Here is a 21,901-nt window from a genome sequence, read left to right on the forward strand (position 1 = left end):
GCCTTGAAAGTTGTGTAGATACTTATGCTGCGATGAGGCCCTAAAGACCACCACTTTCCAATTGCCTCAACGCCGCCTTACGCTGCTCCACCGGCAACCCGCCCATCTTCTCCACTGCCGCAAAAAACCTCACCCAGTCCCCACCTTCCTGTCGAAACAACGCCGCAAACGCCGGCACCCACTGGTCATACAGACCAAACGGCAACAGCCGCGCATTGTTCATCGGCTGGTTAACCCACACGTCATAACGCTTGTCGCCGCCCCACTGGCTGTCGCGCATCTGCCGATACTCGCTGCGCAAACGCTCGAACTCCGCCGCTTTGGCCCGACGCATCACGTCCACCGCCAACGGCTGCGCATACAGCACTTCCAGGCGTTTTCGGGTGTCGAGCACCAAGCGGATAAATTGGTCGCGCTGCTGCAACGCGGCGTCGCTGATGGGCGCCAGCCCACGCGCCGCGCGCCATTGGCGAGTGCCTTCCTGTTCGACGAAGTTGGCGTAGGACTCGTTGAACTCGGTGTCGTCCTTCACGTAAAACCGCTGGTGCGCCAGCTCATGAAAGATCAACGTGGCCAGGCGCTCATCACCCCAGCTCATCATTGAACTCATGATCGGGTCGTTGAACCAGCCCAGCGTGGAATAGGCCTCCACGCCGCCAATCGACACGTCCATGCCGCGCTGTTGCAACAGCGCCGCTTCGCCCCGCGCGGCGCCTTGGTTGTAGTAGCCGCGGTAGGCGACGCAACCGGCGATCGGGAAGCAATGGGTTTCAGGCGACAGGGAAAATTCTGACGTGGCGAACACATTCCAGACCACATAGGGCCGGCCAATGTCGGCGTACAAGCGGTAACTCTGGTTGTCGGGCAGGTGCAGGTGTTCGCTGGCAAAGGTGCGCGCCTTTTGCGATTGCACCAAATGGTCACGCAACGGCTGTGGACGGGAAGGGTCGGCGATGACCTCGGAAACCGGCTCGCGGGCCCGCAGCAACTGCCACTGGCCGCTGGCCAACTGGCTGTAATAACTGACGCTGGAGCAGCCGCTGAGCAGCACAACCGCTAACCCTGGAAGAAAACGCCTGACCATGCCTCGACCACTCCTGGGTAATTGGCCCGCCAGACTATCCTGCCTGCGCGGAATTTTTCCATGGCTTGGCGTGTTTATACTCATAGGGAGTCTGTCGTCGTCGGCGCCGGGCTCAATTCTTTCCTTCCGTTGAGTGCCTGCCATGCGCCAGCTCTTGCTTCCCGTCACCGCCCTGCTTCTCAGTGCCTGTGCTTCGACGCCGATTCCGCCGGCCGATCCGCACCAGGCCTGGGTCGATTTCGCCACCCCGACACCCGGCGCCAAACTGGTGATGGCCCAGCGCCTGGACGGCAAGAACCTGAATGACGGGCGTTTCTTCCAGGTGCCGCCGGGCAACCATGAACTGATGGTGCGTTTCGATTTCGAGGTGAACACCGGCACAGGGATTGGCGGGCTGGACCAGACGCGCGACCGCACCTGTTTCATGACCCTGAACTACAACAATTTCCAGGCGGGCCAGCACTATGTGCTGGAAGGGCGCTCGCTGGCCTTCACGCCCAACATTCGGCTGTATGACGCAGCGCGGCAGTTGCTGGCCGAAGAACACAGCGTGAATTGCCTCTGATCAGTCGTTGTTCTTCTGATAGACGATGGCTTTGGTGCCGTACTCACAGCTGCCGACGACCATGGCGCTGTCATGCTTGTCGGCCTCTTCCTTGCTGACCACCTCCAGGGTGTAGGACGGCACAGCGTTAGCCTGGATCTTGATCTCGATCTCTTTCCTGAGCTCTTCACAATCTTTTGGAGCGGCCACGGCCGATGTGGCCAATACACCGCAGATGATCGCCAAGGCAAAACGTTTCATGTGTGAAGCTCCCTGAATGCATGCGCACGAGTGTGCGCCTAGGCTGCATAGGCTATAGGACCACATAGGGGAAACACGAGTTCTGATTTAACGCAGAACTAAATGTGGGAGCCGGCGTGTGTGGAAGCTCCCACACAAGCCAAGCTCCCACACTGGATATTGCTGTGTCAGTTAACCAGCGTGGCATCCAGGCTGATGTTGGCATTCAGCACCTTGGACACCGGGCACCCTTCCTTGGCCTTTTTGCTCAGTTCATCGAACTGCGCCTGGCTTGCGCCTGGGATCTTGGCCTTGAGGATCAAATGCACGGCGGTAATCGCAAAGCCACCCTCCACTTGGTCCAGGGTCACTTCAGCCTGGGTGTCGATACTGTCGGCCTTGAGGCCGGCATCGCCCAGAATCATGGAAAACGCCATGGAGAAACAGCCGGCGTGGGCTGCGCCAATCAGCTCTTCCGGGTTGGTGCCCTTGCCGCCCTCGAACCGCGCCTTGAAGCCGTAGGGCGCTTCACGCAGTACGCCGGTTTCCGTGGAAATGGAACCCAGGCCTGTCTTCAGATCACCTTCCCAATGCGCGGATGCTTTTTTTACGATACTCATAGCGGTCTCCTCGAACGGTGGTTTTGCTTCAGTAAGGTTCTGAGGATAGAAGCTCTGGCAAAGTTCATCTTGTCGGAGAAACCTAGTGATGCAGTAGGAAATTTCCCGGCCTGCTATTGAATCTCGGGTATATGCCCACATTTCATACAGCATGCACATGAAGCGGCAGGTTTTGGTTCGTCTATAAGCCTGCGCACCTAATGGAGAAGCAGGCTTATGAAATCGCTGTCCGACGTGAAGTTCTCGACCCTCGACCTCGTGCCCGTGCGCGCCAACGGGAGCATCGCGCAGTCGCTGCGCAATTCCCTGGACCTCGCCCAGCACGTGGAAAAGTTCGGCTACAACCGTTTCTGGGTGGCTGAACACCACAACATGGACGGCATCGCCAGCTCGGCGACTTCGGTATTGCTGGGCTATCTGGCGGGTGGCACCTCGACCATTCGCGTCGGCTCCGGCGGCGTGATGCTGCCCAACCATGCGCCGCTGGTGATCGCCGAGCAGTTCGGCACCCTGGAAAGCCTGTACCCCGGCCGCATCGACCTGGGCCTTGGCCGCGCCCCCGGTTCCGACCAGATGACCGCCCGCGCCCTGCGCCGTGAACGCTCCGGCAGTGCAGACGAGTTCCCCGAAGACGTGGCCGAACTGGTGGCCTACCTCGGCCCACGCACGCCTGACCAACGGATCATCGCCGTACCGGGCACCGGCACCAATGTGCCGGTATGGTTGCTCGGTTCCAGCCTGTTCAGCGCACAGCTGGCGGGTGAGCGCGGTTTGCCCTACGCCTTCGCGTCACATTTCGCACCGCGGTTGATGCATGAGGCAATTCGCGTGTACCGCAATCACTTCAAACCTTCAGCCGTGCTGGACAAGCCCTACGTGATGCTCGGCATTCCGCTGGTGGCCGCCGACACGGACGAACAGGCCGATTACCTGGCCACTTCGGTGTACCAACGCATCCTCGCGCTGATGCGCGGGCAGAGCCTGGTGCAACGCCCACCGGTGAAAACCATGGACGGCCTGTGGCTGCCGCATGAAAAAGACGCCGTCGGCAGTTTCCTCGGCCTGGCGATGGTCGGCGGCCCGGCGAAGATCCGCGCCAAACTGGAGGTGCTGATCGAGCAAACCGGCGCCGATGAGTTGATTTTCACCAGCGATCTGTACGAACACGCCGACCGGATTCACTCCTACGAGCTGTTGGCGCAGGTGATGAAGGGCTAAAGCCCAGGCGAAAAAAAACCGACGCACTCGCGTCGGTTTTTTACGTCTGGAGCACGGGATTAACCGCGCTTGTAGACGATTTCCTTGGTGCCGCCTTCGCAACTACCAATAACCTTGCCATCGGCCGTTGCGCCCTTATCGACAACATCCAGCGAATAATGCTGAACACCTTTAGCGTCAAGCTTCGCTGCGAGTTCGCTTTTCAGCTCTTCGCAAGGCTTGCCCGCCGCCAGGGCTGTGCCCGCAATGCTCAACAAACCTACCGCTAACAGAAACTTCTTCATCCGTTACTTCCTTACGCTGATCGAAAAGAACGTGCCGACGCTTTCGCATCGGCACCCCAACGTTGTAGCGCAGGTTATGGCAATCGGCCAGTCAGCAAGTTCAACCGACGTGATCAACTACTGGCAATTCGGAATCCCACCTTCAGCGTGACCTGGAAATGCGCGGCCTTGCCGTCCTTGATGTGACCACGGGTTTCGGTCACCTCAAACCATTCCAGGTGCTTGATGCTCTTGTGAGCTTCGGCGATGGCGTTGTTGATCGCGTCTTCGATGCTGGTGGTCGAGGAACCGACCAGTTCGACTTTCTTGTACGTGTGGTGATCAGACATAGCGTTTCTCCTGAGGTCTTTAGTGAGCGTAGCAGTCAATGTTCGTACTGCTTCTGGCGACCGTTCCTACGTGAAAGTTCAGATTTACTGCACTTTCTGAAAACGCTGGAGTCGGTATCTACACATGCCACTCAATCACTTCAGGAGAGTCCAAATGGCCAACACTTCTTTACGCAAAGCGTCGCTGGAAAGCATGGAAGCCGAGATTTCGAGCCTGCTCAAGTCCCTTGAGAGCCTCAAGGACGATGCGTCCGATGAGTCGCGCAAAACGTTGAAGGCCCTGAAAAGCAATGCCGAGAATGCACTCAAGCACTCCCGCCACCTGATCAGCGACGCTTACGAAGAAAGCAAAGTCAAAATCCGCGAAACCAGTGTTGCCACCCGGGACTACGCGCAGGAGCACCCATGGACGACCGCCGGCGTTGCCGTTGGCGCGCTGGGCCTGTTGGCGGCTTACCTGCTGTGCAAGCGCGGTGACTGACTGACCGGTTAGTGCGGCTGGCGCAACAGCTCAGCCTTGAGCCACTGCGCCAGTTGCCCGGCGCGCCCGTCTGCGGCGCGCTTGGGTAGCCACAACGCCAGGTGCGCCGGGGTTTCACTGAAACCCCACGGCGCCACCAGGCGACCCGCTCGCAGGTCCTCTGCCACCAGCGGTTCAGGCGCAATGGCCACACCCAACCCCGCCACCGCCGCCTCCAGCAAATAATACAAATGCTCAAACCCCTGGCCGTGTTTCAACGCGCCGGGCGCGATGCCGTGCTGCTGCGCCCAACTGGGCCAGGCTTGCGGGCGCGAGGTGGTGTGCAACAACGCCTCACCACACAAGGCCGACGCGGGGGCTTGGCGCAGGCGTTCGTAACCGGCAAAACGCGGGCTCATCACCGGGCCGATGCGTTCGCTGGCCAGTTCGTATACCTGCATGTCCACCGGCCACGGGGGTTCGGCGAATACCAGCAAGGCGTCCAGGCCGGGGCGCCGAGGGTCGAGATCGCCGTCGCCCGCCGACAAGTGCAGGCGCAGGTCCGGCAGGTCGGCGTTCAAGCGGCCCAGGCGCGGGATCAACCAGCGCGCCAGCAAGCTGCCCGAGCAGCCAAGCACGAACGGCGCATCGGCGCTGCTTTGGGTGAGTTCGGCGCACACATCCCTTAATCGCTCGAACGCCTCACTGCTCGCGTCACGCAAACGGGTGCCGGAATCTGTGAGTTTAAGGCCGCGTCCGTCCTTGACGAACAAGCTGACGCCCAAGTGTTCTTCCAACACCTTTAGTTGGCGGCTGACGGCGCCATGGGTTACATGCAGTTGGTCAGCGGCCTGGCTCACGCTGTTAAGGCGGGCAGTGGCTTCAAACGCGCGCAGTGCGTTGAGGGGCGGAAGGTCTCGGCTCATCTGTGAGTTTTCCTGACAGGTTGCGGCGATCTTATCGGTTTTCAGCGTAGAACGTCACGGGTAGAGTGGCCCTCATTGTTTCTCACACCCATTCTTTCCTGGAGCGTCCCATGACTCAGTCCCAGACCGATCTACGCAACGGCCCAGACGCCAACGGCCTGTTTGGCGGGTTCGGCGGCCGCTACGTCGCTGAAACCCTGATGCCGTTGATCCTTGATCTGGCCCGCGAATACGAAGCGGCCAAGATCGATCCGGCCTTCAACGAAGAACTCGCCTACTTCCAGCGTGACTACGTCGGACGTCCAAGCCCGCTGTATTTCGCTGAACGCCTGACCGAGTTCTGCGGCGGCGCCAAGATCTACCTCAAGCGCGAAGAGCTCAACCACACCGGCGCGCACAAGATCAACAACTGCATCGGCCAGATCCTGCTGGCGCGGCGCATGGGCAAAAAACGCATCATCGCCGAGACCGGCGCCGGCATGCACGGCGTGGCCACCGCCACCGTGGCTGCGCGCTTTGGCCTCGATTGCGTGATCTACATGGGCACCACCGACATCGAGCGCCAACAGGCCAACGTGTTCCGCATGAAGCTGCTCGGCGCTGAAGTGATCCCGGTGGTCGCCGGCACCGGCACCCTGAAAGACGCGATGAACGAAGCGCTGCGCGACTGGGTCACCAACGTCGACAGCACCTTCTACCTGATCGGCACCGTGGCCGGCCCACACCCGTACCCGGCGATGGTGCGTGACTTCCAGGCCGTAATCGGCAAGGAAACCCGCACTCAACTGCAAGCCCAGGAAGGCCGCCTGCCGGACAGCCTGGTCGCGTGCATCGGCGGTGGTTCGAACGCCATGGGCCTGTTCCACCCGTTCCTGGATGACACCAGTGTCGAGATCATCGGCGTGGAAGCGGCCGGCCACGGCATCGAAACCGGCAAGCACGCCGCCAGCCTCAATGGCGGCGTACCCGGCGTACTGCACGGCAACCGCACCTTCCTGCTGCAGGACGACGATGGCCAGATCATCGACGCCCACTCGATTTCCGCCGGCCTCGACTACCCGGGCATTGGCCCCGAACACGCCTGGTTGCATGACATCGGCCGCGTCCAGTACACCTCGGTGACCGACGACGAAGCCCTCGATGCGTTCCACAAATGCTGCCGCCTGGAAGGGATTATTCCTGCCCTGGAAAGCGCCCACGCCCTGGCCGAAGTGTTCAAACGCGCACCGACCCTGCCGAAGGATCACCTGATGGTGGTGAACTTGTCCGGCCGTGGCGACAAAGACATGCAGACCGTAATGCACCACATGGACCTCTCCCAACACGAGCAGTCCAAGCAGGAGAAACACTGATGAGCCGCCTGCAAACCCGTTTCGCGCAGCTTAAAGAACAAAACCGCGCCGCCCTGGTGACCTTCGTCACCGCTGGCGACCCGGGCTATGACACTTCGCTGGCAATCCTCAAAGGCTTGCCTGCCGCCGGTGCCGACGTGATCGAGCTGGGCATGCCCTTCACCGACCCTATGGCCGACGGCCCAGCCATTCAACTGGCCAACATCCGCGCGCTGACCGCCAAGCAGAACCTGGCGAAAACCCTGCAGATGGTGCGCGAGTTCCGCAAAGACAACAGCGACACCCCGCTGGTGTTGATGGGCTACTTCAACCCGATCCACATGTACGGCGTGCCGCGCTTCATCAGTGACGCGAAAGCAGCCGGCGTCGACGGCCTGATCGTGGTCGACATGCCGCCTGAGCATAACGGCGAGCTGTGCGACCCGGCCCAGGCAGCGGGCATCGACTTTATCCGCCTGACCACGCCGACCACCGATGACGTGCGCCTGCCAACCGTGCTCAACGGCAGCTCCGGGTTTGTGTACTACGTGTCGGTGGCCGGTGTGACCGGCGCCGGTGCCGCCACCCTGGAACACGTTGAAGAGGCCGTGACCCGCCTGCGTCGCCATACCGACCTGCCGATCAGCATCGGGTTTGGTATCCGCACCCCGGAACAAGCCGCCGCTATCGCGCGCTTGGCCGACGGTGTGGTGGTGGGCTCGGCGTTGATCGATCACATCGCTACTGCCGAAAATGATCAGCAGGCAATTGAGGGTGTATTGGGCTTGTGTGCTGCGCTGTCGGAAGGTGTACGCAACGCCCGTAAGTAAACGCCATGTAGCGATAGGTAAAGTTCCTGATACAGAGGAATCAAACCGCCGATTCAGTACCTAAAGTGACAAGACCAAGGGATTTCGAACCTCGTTCGAGATCCCTTTTTTGTTCGTGCAGTACTGAGGAAACACCCCCATGAAAATGCCTAAACGCTTGATAGCTGGTCTCGGCGTGTTGATGCTCGGCGCAAGTGCCCTGGCGCAAGCCGCGCCTTACGATCAAGGCGGCCCCGACCGTGGCGGCCCACAAGGCGGGCACGAACAGCGTGGCGACGACCATCGCGGCCCGCAGGACAACCGCCGTGGCGGCCCACCCCAGGACTTCGGCCCGGTACGGCAGATCATCCACGACAACCACGGCCAGTTCTCCCGTGGCGCACCACCGCCGCCGAATGTGCGCCTGGTACGCGGCCAGCCGCTGCCACGTGGCTACTACGGCGAACGCCTGGACGGCCGCGCCCTGTCGCGCCTGCCGGTGTACCAGGGTTACGAATGGCGCCGTTCCGGCCCAGACGTGGTGTTGATCGCGGTGGGTACCGGCATCGTCTACGAGATTCTGGACGGCGTACTCAACTGACACCTGGCAAGCTTGTTTGTGGTGAGCAGGCTTCTGTGGTGAGCCGACTTGTGTGGTAAGAGGGTTTCTGTGGTGAGCGGGCTTGCCCCGCGCTGGGGTGCGAAGCGCCCCTAAACCTGACGACGCGTTATCTCGGAAGAAATGCGGCGCTCTAATTGGGGCCGCTACGCAGCCCGGCGCGGGGCAAGCCCGCTCACCACAGAAGCCCGCTCACCACATCAAGCCGGTCCACCACATAGAGCCTGACCATCCCTGTAAAACCCGCTCACCACAATTGTCACTCATCCACCTGACAATCGGCCTACAGCTCAATACGCTCAACCTTACCCACCAGCAACACGTACGAAAGCGCCCCCAGCAACGCCAGCACCGCGATGTAGGTAATCGCCGGGGCAAACGAATCACCGCTGGCCAGAAAGCCAATCACAATCGGCGTGGTGATCGCCGACAAGTTACCGATGAAGTTGAACACGCCTCCCGTCAGTCCCAGCAACCGTGCGGGCGCCAGGGTCGAGACCAGCGACCAGGTGATCGACGCCAAGCCATTGCCGAAGAACGCCACCGCCAGGAACGCGATGACCCACGCGGTCGAGTCCACGTAGTTGGCGCCAATGATCGCCGTGGAAATCAGCAGCCCGCCAATGATCGGCAGCTTGCGCGCAAAGCCCACCGATGAGCCCCGGCGAATCAGCCAATCGGAAAAAAGCCCCGAACACAGCACGCCGATAAACGCGGCCAGAAACGGCAGCGACGCCAGCAGGCCGGACTTGATGAAGTCCATGCCGCGATATTTCACCAGGTAGGTCGGAAACCACGTCAGGAAAAACCACAGCGTGGAGTTCAGGCAGAACTGCCCCAGGTAAATGCCCCAGAGCTTGCGCTTGCTCAGCACGATGCCGAGGTCGACCCAACTGAACGGCGCCTTGACCGCTTTCGCCTGCATGTCCACCAGCCCGCCGCCGTCGCGGATCAGCTCGATTTCCGCCGCATTCGCACCTTTGAAATCCTTCGGCTCGCGGTACACCGCGTACCAGATCAGCGCCCACAAAATGCCCACGCCGCCAGTGGCGACGAACACCATGTGCCAGCCGAACGCGTGTTGCAGCCAGGCCAATACCGGGGTGAGAAACGCCAGCCCGACAAACTGGCCGGAGGTGTAGACGCCAATTGCGGTGGCGCGCTCGCGCTCGGGGAACCACGTGGTGACCACGCGGCTATTGATCGGGTAGGCCGGGGCTTCCAGCGCACCGACGGCCATGCGCAGCACGAACAGCGCGATGAAGCTGGCGGCAAACCCCAGCATCACGGTGGCGATGGACCACAGCAACAGGGCCACGGTGTAGAGAATGCGCGGCGGCACGCGGTCCACCAGCCAGCCGCCGGGGATCTGCATGGCGGCGTAGGTCCAGCCAAAGGCGGAGAAGATCAGCCCGACATGCACCGGGTCGATGCCCAGCTCACTGGTCAGCGCCGGGGCGGCGATCGACAGGTTGCTGCGGTCGAGGTAGTTGATCACCACGGTGATAAACAGCAGCACCATGATGAAGAAGCGCTTTCTGCTGGGCGTGACTAAAGAAGCCTGCCCGGTGAAGGATTCAGGGTGCATGGGGGGTTGCCTCTTCTTATGTTTATTGAGGACAGGTCTTACTGGAAAGATGCGATCAATGTGGGAGCTGGCTTGCCTGCGATGGCTGTGTGCCTGTGCCAGAAATGCAAGCCGGTACATCGCTATCGCAGGCAAGCCAGCTCCCACATTCTTGAGCGCATTTCTTCAGATAGAAATCACCACTCGGCAAAGCTGCCGTCAGCATGCCGCCAGATCGGGTTGCGCCAGCGGTGGCCGATGGCGGCGCGTTCGATCACGTATTCCTCGTTGATCTCGATGCCCAGGCCCGGCCCGTTGGGGATCTTCACAAAGCCCTTGTCATAGTCGAACACGCCCGGGTCTTTCACGTAGTCGAGCAGGTCATTGCTCTCGTTGTAGTGAATGCCCAGGCTTTGCTCCTGAATAAACGCGTTGTAGCAAACCGCGTCCAGTTGCAGGCACGCCGCCAAGGCAATCGGGCCGAGCGGGCAGTGCAGGGCCAGGGCCACGTCGTAGGCTTCGGCCATGTTAGCGATCTTGCGGGTTTCGGTAATGCCCCCGGCGTGAGAGGCGTCGGGCTGGATGATGTCGACATAGCCTTCGCTGAGCACGCGCTTGAAGTCCCAGCGCGAGAACAGACGCTCGCCCAGGGCAATCGGGGTGCTGGTCAGCGGTGCCAACTCTTTGAGCGCTTCATAGTTCTCACTGAGCACCGGCTCTTCGATAAACATCAGTTTGTACGGGTCCAACTCTTTCATCAGCACCTTGGCCATGGGCTTGTGCACGCGGCCATGGAAGTCGACGCCGATGCCGACATTCGGGCCGACCGCATCGCGCACGGCGGCCACGTTGGCCAGGGCCAAGTCGACTTTTTCGAAGCTGTCGACGAACTGCAGCTCTTCGGTGCCGTTCATTTTCACCGCGGTAAACCCCCGGGCCACGGCCTCTTTGGCCGCGCGAGCGGTGTCGGCAGGGCGGTCGCCGCCGATCCACGAATACACGCGGATCTTGTCACGCACCTGGCCTCCGAGCAGGTCGCTGACGGAAACACCGAGGGCCTTGCCCTTGATGTCCCACAACGCCTGGTCGATACCGGCCAGGGCGCTCATGTGCACCGCGCCGCCACGGTAGAAGCCGCCGCGGTAGAGCACGGTCCAGATGTCTTCGATATTGCGTGGGTCTTTTCCGATCAGGTAGTCGGACAATTCCTCGACCGCTGCGGCCACGGTGTGGGCGCGGCCTTCAACCACGGGCTCACCCCAACCGGTTACGCCCTGGTCGGTCTCGACCTTGAGGAAGCACCAGCGCGGCGGGACGATAAAAGTCGTCAGTTTGGTGATTTTCATCTGTTATCTCTCTTATAGATGCAGCGCCTGTGGGCGCGGAACTTGAAGTCAGCTCAGGGCATTCCACGCGGCGACATACGCCTGGGCGCGGCTCGCGACCTGATCCACCGTCATACCCGGTTTGAACAACCCGGAACCCAGCCCGAACCCTTTGGCACCGGCGTCGATAAATACCTGCATGTTGTCCGGGGTGATACCGCCCACCGGCAGCAGCAGCGTGCCCGTCGGCAATACGGCGAGCCACGCCTTGATCACTGAAGGGCCCATTTGCTCGGCCGGGAACAGCTTCAATACGTCCGCGCCCTCGGCAAGGGCGGCGAAGGCTTCGGTCGGCGTGGCCACACCCGGCGACAGGAACAAGCCCGCCGCTTTTGCCGCGCGCAGCACCTTGGCATCGCTGTGGGGCATGACGATCACCTGGCCGCCTGCCGCCTTGACCTGCTCGACCTGCTCAGGTTGCAACACCGTGCCGGCGCCGATCAGGCAATCGGCGGCCAGGCTGTCGCGCAGGGTGCGGATGCTGGTGTAAGGGTCCGGCGAATTCAGCGGCACTTCGATCACCCGAAACCCGGCCTCATAAAGGACCTGGCCGATCGCCCGGGCTTCGTCCGGGCGCACGCCGCGCAGGATTGCGATCAAACCGTTGTGTGCGAGAGCTTGCTTGAGCATGTCAGGCCTCCGTTGCAGGTTGAGTGAGCCCGGCCGCCACGGCCAGTTGCCACAGGCCGCGCTCGGTGGCTTCCTGCGCCAGGCTGACGTGAGCAAAGCCGCACTGGGCGAGGGCGCGTTGGTAGCGGGCGCAGAGAGGGGCGGCGCCCACCAGGACGATCGGTTTGTGTTTTGCGCTGGCCGGCAGCCCCGCGAGTTCATGGCCAATCAACAGGCCGGAGAGGTAATCGGGCTGTTGCTCAGGCGTGAGTTCGGCGGTCAGCCCGAGGGTGCGGGCGCTGAACAAGGTAGACAGCACGCCGCGCTGGCCGTCGTCGGAGCACGCCACGTGCACGCCACGGTCAAAAGCCTCGGCCTGGAAGTGTTCGCAGATCTGTTGAGTGCGCCCGAGGATGCTGTGTTTGCTGAGCACCGCGAACAGTTCGCCGGTCATGAAGGTGTCGAAGTGGGTGATGCAGCCTTCGACCACCTCGACCCATTTCGAATGGCTGCCGGGCAGGCCGATCAACACCTCACCACCGCGCGCCAGGTTTTGCAGCACGCCCAGCACCTGGGTTTCTTCGCCGCGCATCACATTTGGCAAGCCGACCCGTTCGATCACGCCGGGCACGATGAACACATCCGCCCCGCGCAGGCTGCGGACGCGGTGCAGCGCCTGGCCCAAACTTGCGACATCAACAGGGGTTTTGCGATAAGCCGCCTCGCTCCAGCCCTGGGCGCTGCCGACCATGCCGCAAGCGATCACCGGCAGCTTGGGCTGGGCGTCGAGCCAATCGCCACAGGCCGCGTCGAATGCCAACTCGAAGCCATCGTGGCAACGTACGCCAGCAATGTCGCGGGGTTCGCTGGGCAGGTGCATGATCCCGAACGCCAACGCGCGCTGTTCGAGTACAACGCCCGCCGGGCCGAGTTTGTAAGCACGAAGGGAGCTGGTCCCCCAGTCGAGCGCGATCAATTGCGCCTGCATCGCTTCACCTGAAATGAGTGGGTGCTGAAAAAAGCAGATGGGCGAATATAAACCTATGACTGTCGATATCTCAATATATAAATAACAGTCCCATATAGTGGGTTGATTCATAGAAAATCCCACCGCCCTCACAGAAGGCGACGGGATTAAAATGATCGCTGGTTAAAAAATAGACAGATCCAACTCGCGCAGGGCGCCCATCCAGATCGCGTAGTCGGTGTGGTCCTTAAAGTCGTCGCCGGTATCGGGGTGCAGGAACACCACCAGCCCGTCGCGATGCAGCGCCAGCCAGGGCAGCACCACGCCAATATATTCCGGCTCGAACGCCAGTTGGCAGCTCCAGTCCGGGTGCGGGCCCACGGGCCGCTCATGCACGCGCCCCATGCGCAGGGGGAAAAGTTGCGCAGCGTCTTCACACAACGTGCGCGCTTGGTCGATCGTGCTGGCGTCGAAATAGATGTGGGCGTGATAACCCTTGATACGTTGCATGGCGAAATCCGGATCCAATATGCGCCAAATCCTAGACCGCAATCGACGGCAGGGCCAGCCCGGTCAGCGATTGCGCGCTGCTCGCTTGCTCGGCCACCAGCCAGTCGACAAAGCGCTCAACCAACTGCCCACGGCGTTTGCGCTGGGGTTGCACCACGTAATAGCCATAACGCGAGATCACGGTGTCGCTGAACGGCCGGCACAGCCAGTTCTGTTCCAGCAGGTTATCCACCAGGTGGCGCCAGCCAATGGCCACGCCCTGGCCGGCAATGGCAGCCTGGATCAGCAGGGTGTAGTTGTCGAAGCGCAACTGGCCGGGCGTCGGCGCGGCGCTGATGCCCAGTTCGCGAAATACGCCGCTCCAGTCGAACCACTGGCTGTTGTTTTCCTGGCGCAGGTGCAGGAGGGGGAAATCGTGCAAGTTTTGCACAGTCAGTGGCGCGGCCTGGGCCTTCAGCCATTGCGGGCTGCACACCGGAAACACTTCCTCATTGAACAGCCACAGGCTATCGCCCTGCTTGAAACGGCCATCACCAAACAACACCGCGACGTCGATGTCACTGCGCAAGGTGGCGTGATTGCGTTCGCTGGTTACCAGGCTGACGTCGACTTGAGGGTTGGCCGCATGGAAGCGGTGCAAGCGCGGCATCAGCCAATAGGCGGCGAACGCGAAGTCGGTGGCCACCTGCAGCACTTCGTGTTGGTCCTGTTGAGTGATCGCGCTGAGGCCCTGGTTGATGGTCTGCAGGCCGCCTTGCACGTGTTCGAACAGCAACACTCCGGCATCCGTCAGCTCAATGCCACGGTAGATGCGATCAAACAAGCGAATGGTCAGCTGTTCTTCCAGGCGCTTGATCTGTTGGCTGATGGCCGGCTGGGTGGTGCCCAGCTCCATGGCGGCGGCGGTAAAGCTGCGGTGGCGCGCCGCCGCTTCGAAGGCACGCAGCAGGTCGAGGGAGAGGTCACCGAGGGCTTCATACATAAGCTGTGCTTATCCTAGACATTTCTTTTCATGGGCTTTACCCCATTTTCCATGGGCTGCATGCTCATTGGCATAAACACCGCCTATGGAATGCCGATAGATCATGAAGCGCAAGAACATTCTTTTCATCATGGCCGATCAAATGGCCGCGCCGATGCTGCCGTTCTACGGACCTTCCCCGATCAAGTTGCCCAACCTCAGCCGCCTCGCCGCCCAGGGCGTGGTGTTCGACGCCGCCTACTGCAACAGCCCGCTGTGCGCGCCGTCGCGTTTTACCCTGGTCAGCGGCCAATTGCCGAGCAAGATCGGCGCCTACGACAATGCGGCGGATTTCCCCGCCGATGTACCGACCTATGCCCACTACCTGCGGCGCTTGGGCTACCGCACCGCGCTGTCGGGCAAGATGCATTTTTGCGGGCCCGACCAGTTGCACGGCTATGAAGAGCGCCTGACCAGCGACATCTACCCCGCCGACTATGGCTGGGCGGTGAACTGGGATGAGCCAAACGTGCGCCCCACCTGGTACCACAACATGTCCTCGGTGCTGCAAGCCGGGCCGTGCGTGCGCACCAACCAGCTGGATTTCGACGAAGAGGTGGTGTTCAAGGCCCAGCAGTACCTGTTCGACCATATCCGCGAGGACGGCGACCAGCCGTTCTGCCTGACCGTATCAATGACCCACCCACACGACCCGTACACGATTCCCAAGCCGTTCTGGGACCTGTACGACGACAACGACATCCCTTTGCCTACGACGCCGCCTCAAGCCGACCTCGACCCGCATTCCCAGCGCCTGCTCAAGGTCTACGACCTGTGGGACAAGCCGCTGCCTGTGGATAAGATTCGCGATGCGCGGCGCGCCTACTTCGGCGCGTGCAGCTACATCGACAGCAACGTCGGCAAGCTGCTGCAGACCCTCGAAGACACAGGCCTGGCCGACGATACGATCATCATTTTTTCCGGCGACCATGGCGACATGCTCGGCGAGCGTGGCCTCTGGTACAAAATGCACTGGTTTGAAATGGCCGCCCGTGTGCCGCTGCTGGTCAGTGCGCCAGGGCAGTTTGCGGCGGGCCGCGTGAGCCACGCCGTGTCCACCGCCGACCTGTTGCCAACCCTGGTGGAATTGGCCGGCGGCGAGTTGGACCCACTGCTGCCGCTGGACGGCCGCTCGCTGGTCCCGCACTTGCAGGGGCAGGGCGGGCATGACGAAGTGTTCGGCGAATACATGGCCGAAGGCACCCTCAGCCCGCTGATGATGATTCGCCGTGGCGCCTACAAATTCATCTACAGCGAAGACGACCCTTGCCTACTGTTCGATGTGCACAACGACCCGCACGAGCGGGAAAACCTAAGCCAGTCACCGGAACACCGGCCACTGTTCGAGGCGTTTTTGAGTGAGGCGCGGGCCAAATGGGACATCCCGGCGATCCACCAACAGGTGCTCGCCAGCCAACGCCGTCGTCGCCTGGTGTTTGAGGCGCTGACCCAAGGCAAGCTGAAGAGCTGGGATCACCAGCCACTGGTGGACGCCAGTCAGCAATACATGCGCAACCATATCGACCTCGACGACCTGGAGCGCAAGGCACGTTATCCACAACCCTGCCAAAACCAATAAATACAGAGGGAAGGCCATGCAAAAGTTAACTGTGATGCTGGGTATGCTGGCGCTGACCAGCGCCAATGTGTACGCGGACGCCAGTTGTGACACGGTGAAAATGGCCGATCCCGGCTGGAGTGATATAGCCGCCACCAATGCCATCACCGGTTTCCTGTTGAACGGCATGGGCTACAAGGCCAAGGTCGACACCCTCGCGGTGCCGATTACCTTTGGCGGGCTCAAGGACGGCCAGGTGGATGTGTTCCTGGGCAACTGGATGCCGGCGCAACAGGGCTTCTATGACAAGTTCGTGGCCAACGGCGATGTGGTGCAACTGGCGAAAAACCTCGACGGCACCGAGTTCACCCTCGCCGTGCCGGACTACGTGTGGGATGCCGGCGTGCATGACTTTGCCGACTTGAACAAATTTGCCGACAAGTTCGACAAGAAGATCTACGGCATCGGCTCCGGCGCGCCGGCGAACATTTCGTTGCAGGAAATCATCAAGAAGAACGACTTTGATCTCGGCCAGTGGAAACTGATCGAGTCGAGCGAACAGGCAATGCTCGCCGAAGTCTCGCGGGCGGTGAAGAAGCAGAAATTTGTGACCTTCCTTGGCTGGACGCCGCACCCGATGAACGTGCAGCTGAAAATGCACTACCTCAAAGGGGGCGAGAAGTACTTTGGCGACACCGGCAGCGTGTATACCTTGACCCGCAAAGGGTATGCACAGGCCTGCCCGAATGTGGGCAAGCTGCTGACCAACCTGAGTTTTACCCAGGAGATGGAGAACAGCATCATGGCTGACGTGGTAAACAAAAAGGTCAGCAATGCCGACGCAGCGAAGGCGTGGATCAAGGCGAACCCTGCGGTGCTGGATAAGTGGCTCGACGGCGTGAAAACCGTAGACGGCCAGGATGCGCTGGCCGCAATCAAAGCCAAACTCTGAGGCCCTGATCGTTCCCACGCTCCCCCGTGGGAACGCATCTTGTGACGCTCCGCGTCACGGCCTCAAGAGCGGACGCGGAGCGTCCTGGGCAGCATTCCCACGCAGAGCGTGGGAACGATCATTGTTAGCCTGTTAACCTCACGCAAACCTTCCAACCCGAGTCTGCGATGCTCCGGCCCAACCGCCATACGCTCTTCCCCTTTCTCGCCTGGCTGCCGCGCCAAACCCGCGCCAGTGTCGGCCGGGATGCGATAGTCGGCCTCAGTGGCGCCGTGCTCGCGCTGCCGCAGTCGATTGCCTACGCGCTGATCGCCGGGCTCCCACCGGAGTACGGCCTGTATGCCGCTATTATTCCGGTGCTGATCGCCTGCTTGTGGGGCTCTTCGTGGCACCTGATCTGTGGGCCCACAGCGGCCATTTCCATCGTGCTCTACGCCAGCGTCAGCCCGCTGGCCGTTCCGGGGTCACAGGACTACATCACGCTGATCCTGCTGCTGACCTTCCTCGCCGGGGTGTTCCAGTGGTTGCTCGGCATGCTGCGCTTCGGCGCGCTGGTGAACTTCGTCTCCCACTCGGTGGTGCTGGGTTTCACCCTCGGCGCCGCCGTGGTGATTGCCTTGGGGCAACTGCCGAACCTGCTGGGCCTGGACTTGCCCAGCCAGGCCACGGCGATCAATAGCCTGCTGGCGCTGATCCATCATGCCGGCGCGTGGGATCACGCTTCACTGGTCCTCGGCCTCGGCACCTTGCTGGTGGGCGCGTTGCTCAAGTACCTGGTGCCACGCTGGCCGACGTTGTTGATCGCTTTGGCTTTGGGCAGCCTGGTGGCGTGGCTGTGGCCGGCGATGTTCGGGCATGTGGCGCGGGTCAGTTCATTCGTGGGCAAGCTGCCGCCGTTCAGCCCCTTGCCGATGGACCTGGACATGCTCCTGCGCCTGCTGCCGAGCGCCGTGGCGGTGGGCATGCTGGGGTTGGTCACCAGCCTGTCGATTGCGCGCTCACTGTCGGCGCGCTCGCAGCAGTTGCTGGATGCGAACCAGGAAGTGCGCGCGCAGGGTTTATCCAATATCGTCGGCGGGTTTTTCTCCGGCTACTTGTCCGCCGGTTCCTTTACCCGCTCCGGCCTCAGCTACGAGGCCGGTGCCTGCTCACCGCTGGCGGGGGTGTTCTCCGCGCTGTGGGTGGCGTTGTTCGCGGTGTTTGGCGCGGCGTTGATCGCGCACATTCCGATCCCGAGCATGGCCGCGAGCATCCTGCTGATTTGCTGGGGGCTGGTGGATCACCGCGGCATCCGCGCGTTGTTCCGCGTGAGCCGCGCCGAGTTTGTGGTGATGAGCCTGACGTGCGTCGCCACCTTGCTGCTGGAGCTGCAAACCGCGATTTACGCCGGGGTGCTGGCGTCGTTGTTTTTCTACCTCAAGCGCACCTCACAACCGCGCGTTCAGCAATGGCGCGACGGTGAGGAAGATGTGTTGCGGGTCGGCGGTTCGATCTTTTTCGGCGCCAGCCATTACCTGCAAGTGCGCCTGCAAAGCTTGCAGGGCGCGCGGGTGGTGATCGAGGCGCAGCAGATCAACTTTATCGACTATTCAGGGGTGGAGATGCTGCACCAGGAGGCGCGGCGGTTGCGCAGGTTAGGGCGTAGTTTGACGCTGCGCCGGGCGCGGCCGCAGGTGGTGGAGGAGCTGAAGAAACTGGAAGGGGCCGACAAGTGCCCCATTCATTTCGAAGACTGAATGCGGATAAAAATGCGGGCACGCTCAACAGGTGGGAGCTGGCTTGCCTGCGATAGGATCACCTCGGTCTGACTGACAGGCCGAGGCGTCTGCATCGCAGGCAAGCCAGCTCCCACATTGATCGTGCCCACAGCGGCTTTGCGTTAAGCCAATTGACGCCGTAGTTCAGCCAGCACCGGCGCCGACTCCGGGCGCACGCCGCGCCACAGGAAGAACGCTTCCGCCGCCTGCTCCACCAGCATGCCCAAGCCGTCCATCGCCACGGCAGCGCCCTGCTCAGTGGCCCAGCGACAGAACGCGGTCGGCTCCTTGGCGTACATCATGTCGTAGCAGAACGTCTTGCCCGGTTCGATCAGGCTGCCCGCAATCGGCGGTACATCGCCTGACAGGCTGGCGGACGTGGCATTGATGATCAGATCCACCGGCTCACGCAGCCAGTCGAAACCACTCGCCGACACCGGGCCCAAATCGTCAAACAGCTCGGCAAGCAGTTCGGCCTTTTCCACGGTGCGGTTGGCGATGATCAGCGACGCAGGCTGCTCCGCCAACAACGGCTCCAGCGCCCCGCGTACCGCGCCACCGGCGCCCAGCAGCAGGATGCGTTTGCCTCGCAGGCTCAGCCCGGCGTTCACCGTCAAATCGCGCACCAGGCCGGCGCCGTCGGTGTTGTCGCCCAGCAATGTGCCGTCGCCCAACTTACTAAGGGTGTTCACCGCCCCGGCGCGCTGCGCACGTTCGGTGAGGCCGCTGGCCAGGCGGAAGGCCTCTTCCTTGAACGGCACGGTGACGTTGGCACCCCGGCCGTGCTGAAAAAACTCACGGGCACAACCGGTGAAATCCGCAAGCGGCGCGAGCAAGGTGCTGTAGTCCAGGCGCTCGCCGGTCTGCTCGGCGAACATGCGGTGGATCAGCGGCGACTTGCTGTGGCCGATGGGGTTGCCGAACACGACATAACGGTCCATCAGACAACCGCCTTGGGCGCGGCGATGCCCAGCCAGTCACGGTCTTGCAGGAAGTAGTCGGTGAGGCGCGCTTCTTCGCTGCCAGCCTCGGCTTTCCAGTCGTAGCTCCAGCGCACTTGCGGCGGCAGCGACATCAGGATCGACTCGGTGCGCCCGCCCGACTGCAAGCCAAACAGCGTGCCACGGTCGTAAACCAGGTTAAATTCAACGTAGCGGCCGCGGCGGAATTCCTGGAACTGACGTTGTTGCGCGGTGTAGGCCATGGCTTTGCGGCGCTGCACGATCGGCAGGTAGGCGTCGATGTACGCATCGCCGATGGCGCGGATGAAGGCGAAGCAGGTGTCGAAGCCCCACTCGTTCAAATCATCGAAGAACAGGCCACCGATGCCACGCGGTTCGTTGCGGTGCTTGATATGGAAGTAGCTATCGCACCAGGCCTTGTAGCGCGCGTACACGTCCGGGCCGAACCGCGCACAGGCTTGTTCGGCGATGCGGTGCCAGTGAATGCAATCCTCTTCGTTGCCGTAGTAGGGCGTGAGGTCGAAACCGCCGCCAAACCACCACACCGCTTCTTCGCCTTCTTTTTCGGCGATGAAAAACCGCACGTTGGCGTGGGAAGTCGGCACATGCGGATTATGCGGGTGGATCACCAGCGACACGCCCAGGGCTTCAAACCCGCGACCGGCCAGCTCAGGGCGGTGCGCACTGGCAGACGGTGGGAGGCCACTGCCGAACACGTGGGAAAAGTTGACGCCGCCTTTTTCAATCACCGAACCGTTTTCGATCACACGGGTACGACCGCCGCCGCCGGCAGGCCGGGTCCAGGCGTCTTCGATAAAGCGAGTGTCCGTCTCGAAGGTTTCCAGGGCGCTGCAAATGCGGTCTTGCAGGTCGAGCAGGTAGGCTTTAACAGCCTCGGTGCGGGTAGTCATGGCATCACCTTGAATCGGGCAAAGCTACGCGAGGCCATTGGGCGTCGGCGGCAAATGGGCGCACAGGATACCACTGCACCCCGTGCTGCCGCAGTTGACGAAGATCAAGCTTAGGCGTTCAGTAGTGGGCTACGCGAATGCGACCTCAGGAGAAGTGCAGATGGCCAAACGTATCCAGTTCGGCGCCCATGGCGGCCCCGAAGTGCTTGAGTATGTGGACTACACGCCCGCAGAGCCGGGCCCGCAACAGGTTCGCGTGCGCAACGAGGCCATTGGCCTGAACTTCATCGACACCTATTTCCGCAGCGGCCTGTATGCGCCGCCATCCCTGCCCTCGGGCCTTGGCGCAGAGGGCGCCGGCGTAGTCGACGCGGTGGGCAGCGACGTCACTCAATTCAAGGTCGGCGACCGCGTGGCCTACGGCAGCGGGCCACTCGGTGCCTACAGCGAACTGCATGTGCTGCCTGCCGCCAACCTGGTGCACCTGCCGGCCGACATCAGCTTCGAACAAGCCGCTGGCGCCATGCTCAAGGGCCTGACCGTGCAGTACTTGCTACGTCAGACCTATGAATTGAAGGGTGGCGAAACCATCCTGTTTCACGCAGCGGCGGGTGGCGTAGGCTCCCTGGCCTGCCAATGGGCCAAGGCCCTGGGCGTCAAGCTGATCGGTACCGTGAGCTCGCCGGAAAAAGCCGCCTTGGCGAAATCCCTGGGCGCGTGGGAAACCATCGACTACAGCAAGGAAAACGTCGCACAGCGCGTGCTGGAATTGACTGACGGCAAAAAAGTCCCGGTGGTGTACGACGGCGTCGGCAAGGACACCTGGCTGACCTCGCTGGACAGCGTGGCGCCGCGCGGGCTGGTGGTCAGCTTTGGTAACGCGTCGGGCGCAGTGGATGGGGTGAACCTGGGGATTCTGGCGGCCAAGGGCTCGCTGTACGTTACCCGGCCAACCTTGGCGACGTACGCCAGCAACCCGAAAGACCTTCAGGTGATGGCGGATGACCTGTTCTCGATGATCAAGAGCGGCAAGGTGCGCATTGATATCAACCAGCGCTATTCGCTGGCGGATGCGGCGAAGGCGCAGACCGAATTGTCGGGACGGCGGACGACCGGGTCGACCATTCTGTTGCCGTAGGGCGATGGATCTCGGGAGGCTGTGATGGCCTCTTCGCGAGCAAGCCCGCTCCCACATTTGACCGATTTCCAACATGAGAATGCGGTCGAATGTGGGAGCG

Annotated in this window: 24 protein-coding genes; 10 read left to right on the forward strand and 14 right to left on the reverse strand. The window is 61.7% G+C overall.

All coding sequences use genetic code 11. The features are described from left to right. Positions 1-40: 40 nt before the first annotated feature. The gene (locus tag WBB95_RS05555; RefSeq protein ID WP_424486645.1) at positions 41-1,084 is read right to left on the reverse strand and encodes an aminopeptidase; all 1,044 of its coding nucleotides are present in this window, start codon (positions 1,082-1,084) and stop codon (positions 41-43) included. 142 nt (positions 1,085-1,226) lie between these two features. Between WBB95_RS05555 and WBB95_RS05560 the strand changes: the two genes are divergently transcribed. Beyond that, the gene (locus tag WBB95_RS05560; RefSeq protein ID WP_424486646.1) at positions 1,227-1,649 is read left to right on the forward strand and encodes a hypothetical protein; all 423 of its coding nucleotides are present in this window, start codon (positions 1,227-1,229) and stop codon (positions 1,647-1,649) included. Here the strand turns inward: WBB95_RS05560 and WBB95_RS05565 are convergent, their stop codons facing one another. Together WBB95_RS05565 and WBB95_RS05570 are read right to left on the reverse strand one after the other, a co-directional pair. Continuing rightward, complete coding sequence (locus WBB95_RS05565) at positions 1,650-1,889, reverse strand: DUF1161 domain-containing protein (RefSeq protein WP_424486647.1); 240 nt, start codon at positions 1,887-1,889, stop codon at positions 1,650-1,652. 167 nt (positions 1,890-2,056) lie between these two features. Next, on the reverse strand, positions 2,057-2,488 hold the full coding sequence (locus WBB95_RS05570) for an OsmC family protein (RefSeq protein WP_053253639.1): 432 nt from the start codon (positions 2,486-2,488) through the stop codon (positions 2,057-2,059). A 216-nt stretch (positions 2,489-2,704) separates the two neighbouring features. On the opposite strand from WBB95_RS05570, the gene WBB95_RS05575 reads away from it, so the two are divergent. Continuing rightward, a complete protein-coding gene (locus tag WBB95_RS05575; protein WP_424486648.1) occupies positions 2,705-3,706 on the forward strand; it encodes an LLM class flavin-dependent oxidoreductase in 1,002 nt (333 codons plus the stop codon). 59 nt (positions 3,707-3,765) lie between these two features. On the opposite strand, the gene WBB95_RS05580 is transcribed toward WBB95_RS05575, so the two are convergent. Both WBB95_RS05580 and WBB95_RS05585 read right to left on the reverse strand, forming a co-directional pair. After that, the gene (locus WBB95_RS05580) at positions 3,766-3,990 is read right to left on the reverse strand and encodes a DUF1161 domain-containing protein (RefSeq protein ID WP_424486649.1); all 225 of its coding nucleotides are present in this window, start codon (positions 3,988-3,990) and stop codon (positions 3,766-3,768) included. Between the two features lie 113 nt (positions 3,991-4,103). Next, positions 4,104-4,319, reverse strand: coding sequence for a dodecin (locus WBB95_RS05585; RefSeq protein WP_016969657.1), 216 nt, complete (start codon positions 4,317-4,319; stop codon positions 4,104-4,106). A 154-nt stretch (positions 4,320-4,473) separates the two neighbouring features. Here WBB95_RS05585 and WBB95_RS05590 point away from each other — a divergent pair, with 154 nt between their 5' ends. Beyond that, positions 4,474-4,800 carry a DUF883 family protein gene (locus WBB95_RS05590; protein WP_032885107.1) on the forward strand — a complete coding sequence of 109 codons (327 nt, stop codon included), beginning with the start codon at positions 4,474-4,476 and terminating at the stop codon, positions 4,798-4,800. 8 nt (positions 4,801-4,808) lie between these two features. Here WBB95_RS05590 and WBB95_RS05595 read toward each other — a convergent pair whose 3' ends face one another. Further along, positions 4,809-5,705: a LysR family transcriptional regulator gene (locus WBB95_RS05595; protein ID WP_424486650.1), complete on the reverse strand. Its 897-nt coding sequence runs from the start codon at positions 5,703-5,705 to the stop codon at positions 4,809-4,811. Positions 5,706-5,815: 110 nt separating this feature from the next. On the opposite strand from WBB95_RS05595, the gene trpB reads away from it, so the two are divergent. The 3 genes from trpB to WBB95_RS05610 all read left to right on the forward strand — a co-directional run bounded on the left by trpB (position 5,816) and on the right by WBB95_RS05610 (position 8,446). Next, positions 5,816-7,057: a tryptophan synthase subunit beta gene (trpB, locus tag WBB95_RS05600; protein ID WP_424486651.1), complete on the forward strand. Its 1,242-nt coding sequence runs from the start codon at positions 5,816-5,818 to the stop codon at positions 7,055-7,057. Beyond that, a complete protein-coding gene (gene trpA / locus WBB95_RS05605; protein WP_424486652.1) occupies positions 7,057-7,866 on the forward strand; it encodes a tryptophan synthase subunit alpha in 810 nt (269 codons plus the stop codon). Before trpB ends, trpA begins: the two co-directional genes overlap by 1 nt. Before the next feature lie 139 nt (positions 7,867-8,005). Further along, on the forward strand, positions 8,006-8,446 hold the full coding sequence (locus WBB95_RS05610) for an anti-virulence regulator CigR family protein (RefSeq protein ID WP_424486653.1): 441 nt from the start codon (positions 8,006-8,008) through the stop codon (positions 8,444-8,446). Between the two features lie 301 nt (positions 8,447-8,747). Here the strand turns inward: WBB95_RS05610 and WBB95_RS05615 are convergent, their stop codons facing one another. The 6 genes from WBB95_RS05615 to WBB95_RS05640 form a co-directional block, all read right to left on the reverse strand. After that, positions 8,748-10,052 carry an MFS transporter gene (locus WBB95_RS05615; RefSeq protein ID WP_424486654.1) on the reverse strand — a complete coding sequence of 435 codons (1,305 nt, stop codon included), beginning with the start codon at positions 10,050-10,052 and terminating at the stop codon, positions 8,748-8,750. Positions 10,053-10,228: 176 nt separating this feature from the next. Continuing rightward, positions 10,229-11,377 carry a galactonate dehydratase gene (gene dgoD, locus WBB95_RS05620; protein ID WP_071486691.1) on the reverse strand — a complete coding sequence of 383 codons (1,149 nt, stop codon included), beginning with the start codon at positions 11,375-11,377 and terminating at the stop codon, positions 10,229-10,231. Between the two features lie 48 nt (positions 11,378-11,425). Beyond that, complete coding sequence (locus WBB95_RS05625; RefSeq protein ID WP_424486655.1) at positions 11,426-12,046, reverse strand: 2-dehydro-3-deoxy-6-phosphogalactonate aldolase; 621 nt, start codon at positions 12,044-12,046, stop codon at positions 11,426-11,428. 1 nt (position 12,047) lies between these two features. Continuing rightward, a complete protein-coding gene (locus WBB95_RS05630) occupies positions 12,048-13,013 on the reverse strand; it encodes a 2-dehydro-3-deoxygalactonokinase (RefSeq protein WP_424486656.1) in 966 nt (321 codons plus the stop codon). Between the two features lie 162 nt (positions 13,014-13,175). Then, on the reverse strand, positions 13,176-13,502 hold the full coding sequence (locus WBB95_RS05635; protein WP_424486657.1) for a DOPA 4,5-dioxygenase family protein: 327 nt from the start codon (positions 13,500-13,502) through the stop codon (positions 13,176-13,178). A 31-nt stretch (positions 13,503-13,533) separates the two neighbouring features. Further along, on the reverse strand, positions 13,534-14,484 hold the full coding sequence (locus WBB95_RS05640; protein WP_424486658.1) for a choline sulfate utilization transcriptional regulator: 951 nt from the start codon (positions 14,482-14,484) through the stop codon (positions 13,534-13,536). A gap of 103 nt (positions 14,485-14,587) precedes the next feature. Between WBB95_RS05640 and betC the strand changes: the two genes are divergently transcribed. The 3 genes from betC to WBB95_RS05655 all read left to right on the forward strand — a co-directional run bounded on the left by betC (position 14,588) and on the right by WBB95_RS05655 (position 18,769). Beyond that, positions 14,588-16,102, forward strand: a complete 1,515-nt coding sequence (gene betC, locus WBB95_RS05645) for a choline-sulfatase (RefSeq protein WP_424486659.1) — start codon at positions 14,588-14,590, stop codon at positions 16,100-16,102. Between the two features lie 16 nt (positions 16,103-16,118). After that, positions 16,119-17,033: a choline ABC transporter substrate-binding protein gene (gene choX / locus WBB95_RS05650; protein WP_424486660.1), complete on the forward strand. Its 915-nt coding sequence runs from the start codon at positions 16,119-16,121 to the stop codon at positions 17,031-17,033. A gap of 167 nt (positions 17,034-17,200) precedes the next feature. Continuing rightward, on the forward strand, positions 17,201-18,769 hold the full coding sequence (locus WBB95_RS05655) for a SulP family inorganic anion transporter (RefSeq protein WP_424486661.1): 1,569 nt from the start codon (positions 17,201-17,203) through the stop codon (positions 18,767-18,769). Positions 18,770-18,912: 143 nt separating this feature from the next. Here the strand turns inward: WBB95_RS05655 and aroE are convergent, their stop codons facing one another. Further along, positions 18,913-19,731, reverse strand: coding sequence for a shikimate dehydrogenase (gene aroE / locus WBB95_RS05660; protein ID WP_424486662.1), 819 nt, complete (start codon positions 19,729-19,731; stop codon positions 18,913-18,915). Continuing rightward, positions 19,731-20,663 carry an oxygen-dependent coproporphyrinogen oxidase gene (gene hemF, locus WBB95_RS05665; RefSeq protein ID WP_424486663.1) on the reverse strand — a complete coding sequence of 311 codons (933 nt, stop codon included), beginning with the start codon at positions 20,661-20,663 and terminating at the stop codon, positions 19,731-19,733. Before hemF ends, aroE begins: the two co-directional genes overlap by 1 nt. Before the next feature lie 160 nt (positions 20,664-20,823). Here hemF and WBB95_RS05670 point away from each other — a divergent pair, with 160 nt between their 5' ends. Beyond that, on the forward strand, positions 20,824-21,801 hold the full coding sequence (locus WBB95_RS05670; RefSeq protein ID WP_424486664.1) for a quinone oxidoreductase family protein: 978 nt from the start codon (positions 20,824-20,826) through the stop codon (positions 21,799-21,801). Positions 21,802-21,901: the final 100 nt, after the last annotated feature.

The sequence above is a fragment of the Pseudomonas sp. genome (assembly GCF_049645325.1).
GTDB lineage: Bacteria > Pseudomonadota > Gammaproteobacteria > Pseudomonadales > Pseudomonadaceae > Aquipseudomonas.

What these genes read in the sequence shown, in the direction of transcription:
- WBB95_RS05555 (WP_424486645.1), bottom strand. Translation starts at nt 1,084, where the DNA reads ATGGTCAGGCGTTTTCTTCCAGGGTTAGCGGTTGTGCTGCTCAGCGGC.
- WBB95_RS05560 (WP_424486646.1), top strand. Translation starts at nt 1,227, where the DNA reads ATGCGCCAGCTCTTGCTTCCCGTCACCGCCCTGCTTCTCAGTGCCTGT.
- WBB95_RS05565 (WP_424486647.1), bottom strand. Translation starts at nt 1,889, where the DNA reads ATGAAACGTTTTGCCTTGGCGATCATCTGCGGTGTATTGGCCACATCG.
- WBB95_RS05570 (WP_053253639.1), bottom strand. Translation starts at nt 2,488, where the DNA reads ATGAGTATCGTAAAAAAAGCATCCGCGCATTGGGAAGGTGATCTGAAG.
- WBB95_RS05575 (WP_424486648.1), top strand. Translation starts at nt 2,705, where the DNA reads ATGAAATCGCTGTCCGACGTGAAGTTCTCGACCCTCGACCTCGTGCCC.
- WBB95_RS05580 (WP_424486649.1), bottom strand. Translation starts at nt 3,990, where the DNA reads ATGAAGAAGTTTCTGTTAGCGGTAGGTTTGTTGAGCATTGCGGGCACA.
- WBB95_RS05585 (WP_016969657.1), bottom strand. Translation starts at nt 4,319, where the DNA reads ATGTCTGATCACCACACGTACAAGAAAGTCGAACTGGTCGGTTCCTCG.
- WBB95_RS05590 (WP_032885107.1), top strand. Translation starts at nt 4,474, where the DNA reads ATGGCCAACACTTCTTTACGCAAAGCGTCGCTGGAAAGCATGGAAGCC.
- WBB95_RS05595 (WP_424486650.1), bottom strand. Translation starts at nt 5,705, where the DNA reads ATGAGCCGAGACCTTCCGCCCCTCAACGCACTGCGCGCGTTTGAAGCC.
- trpB (WP_424486651.1), top strand. Translation starts at nt 5,816, where the DNA reads ATGACTCAGTCCCAGACCGATCTACGCAACGGCCCAGACGCCAACGGC.
- trpA (WP_424486652.1), top strand. Translation starts at nt 7,057, where the DNA reads ATGAGCCGCCTGCAAACCCGTTTCGCGCAGCTTAAAGAACAAAACCGC.
- WBB95_RS05610 (WP_424486653.1), top strand. Translation starts at nt 8,006, where the DNA reads ATGAAAATGCCTAAACGCTTGATAGCTGGTCTCGGCGTGTTGATGCTC.
- WBB95_RS05615 (WP_424486654.1), bottom strand. Translation starts at nt 10,052, where the DNA reads ATGCACCCTGAATCCTTCACCGGGCAGGCTTCTTTAGTCACGCCCAGC.
- dgoD (WP_071486691.1), bottom strand. Translation starts at nt 11,377, where the DNA reads ATGAAAATCACCAAACTGACGACTTTTATCGTCCCGCCGCGCTGGTGC.
- WBB95_RS05625 (WP_424486655.1), bottom strand. Translation starts at nt 12,046, where the DNA reads ATGCTCAAGCAAGCTCTCGCACACAACGGTTTGATCGCAATCCTGCGC.
- WBB95_RS05630 (WP_424486656.1), bottom strand. Translation starts at nt 13,013, where the DNA reads ATGCAGGCGCAATTGATCGCGCTCGACTGGGGGACCAGCTCCCTTCGT.
- WBB95_RS05635 (WP_424486657.1), bottom strand. Translation starts at nt 13,502, where the DNA reads ATGCAACGTATCAAGGGTTATCACGCCCACATCTATTTCGACGCCAGC.
- WBB95_RS05640 (WP_424486658.1), bottom strand. Translation starts at nt 14,484, where the DNA reads ATGTATGAAGCCCTCGGTGACCTCTCCCTCGACCTGCTGCGTGCCTTC.
- betC (WP_424486659.1), top strand. Translation starts at nt 14,588, where the DNA reads ATGAAGCGCAAGAACATTCTTTTCATCATGGCCGATCAAATGGCCGCG.
- choX (WP_424486660.1), top strand. Translation starts at nt 16,119, where the DNA reads ATGCAAAAGTTAACTGTGATGCTGGGTATGCTGGCGCTGACCAGCGCC.
- WBB95_RS05655 (WP_424486661.1), top strand. Translation starts at nt 17,201, where the DNA reads ATGCTCCGGCCCAACCGCCATACGCTCTTCCCCTTTCTCGCCTGGCTG.
- aroE (WP_424486662.1), bottom strand. Translation starts at nt 19,731, where the DNA reads ATGGACCGTTATGTCGTGTTCGGCAACCCCATCGGCCACAGCAAGTCG.
- hemF (WP_424486663.1), bottom strand. Translation starts at nt 20,663, where the DNA reads ATGACTACCCGCACCGAGGCTGTTAAAGCCTACCTGCTCGACCTGCAA.
- WBB95_RS05670 (WP_424486664.1), top strand. Translation starts at nt 20,824, where the DNA reads ATGGCCAAACGTATCCAGTTCGGCGCCCATGGCGGCCCCGAAGTGCTT.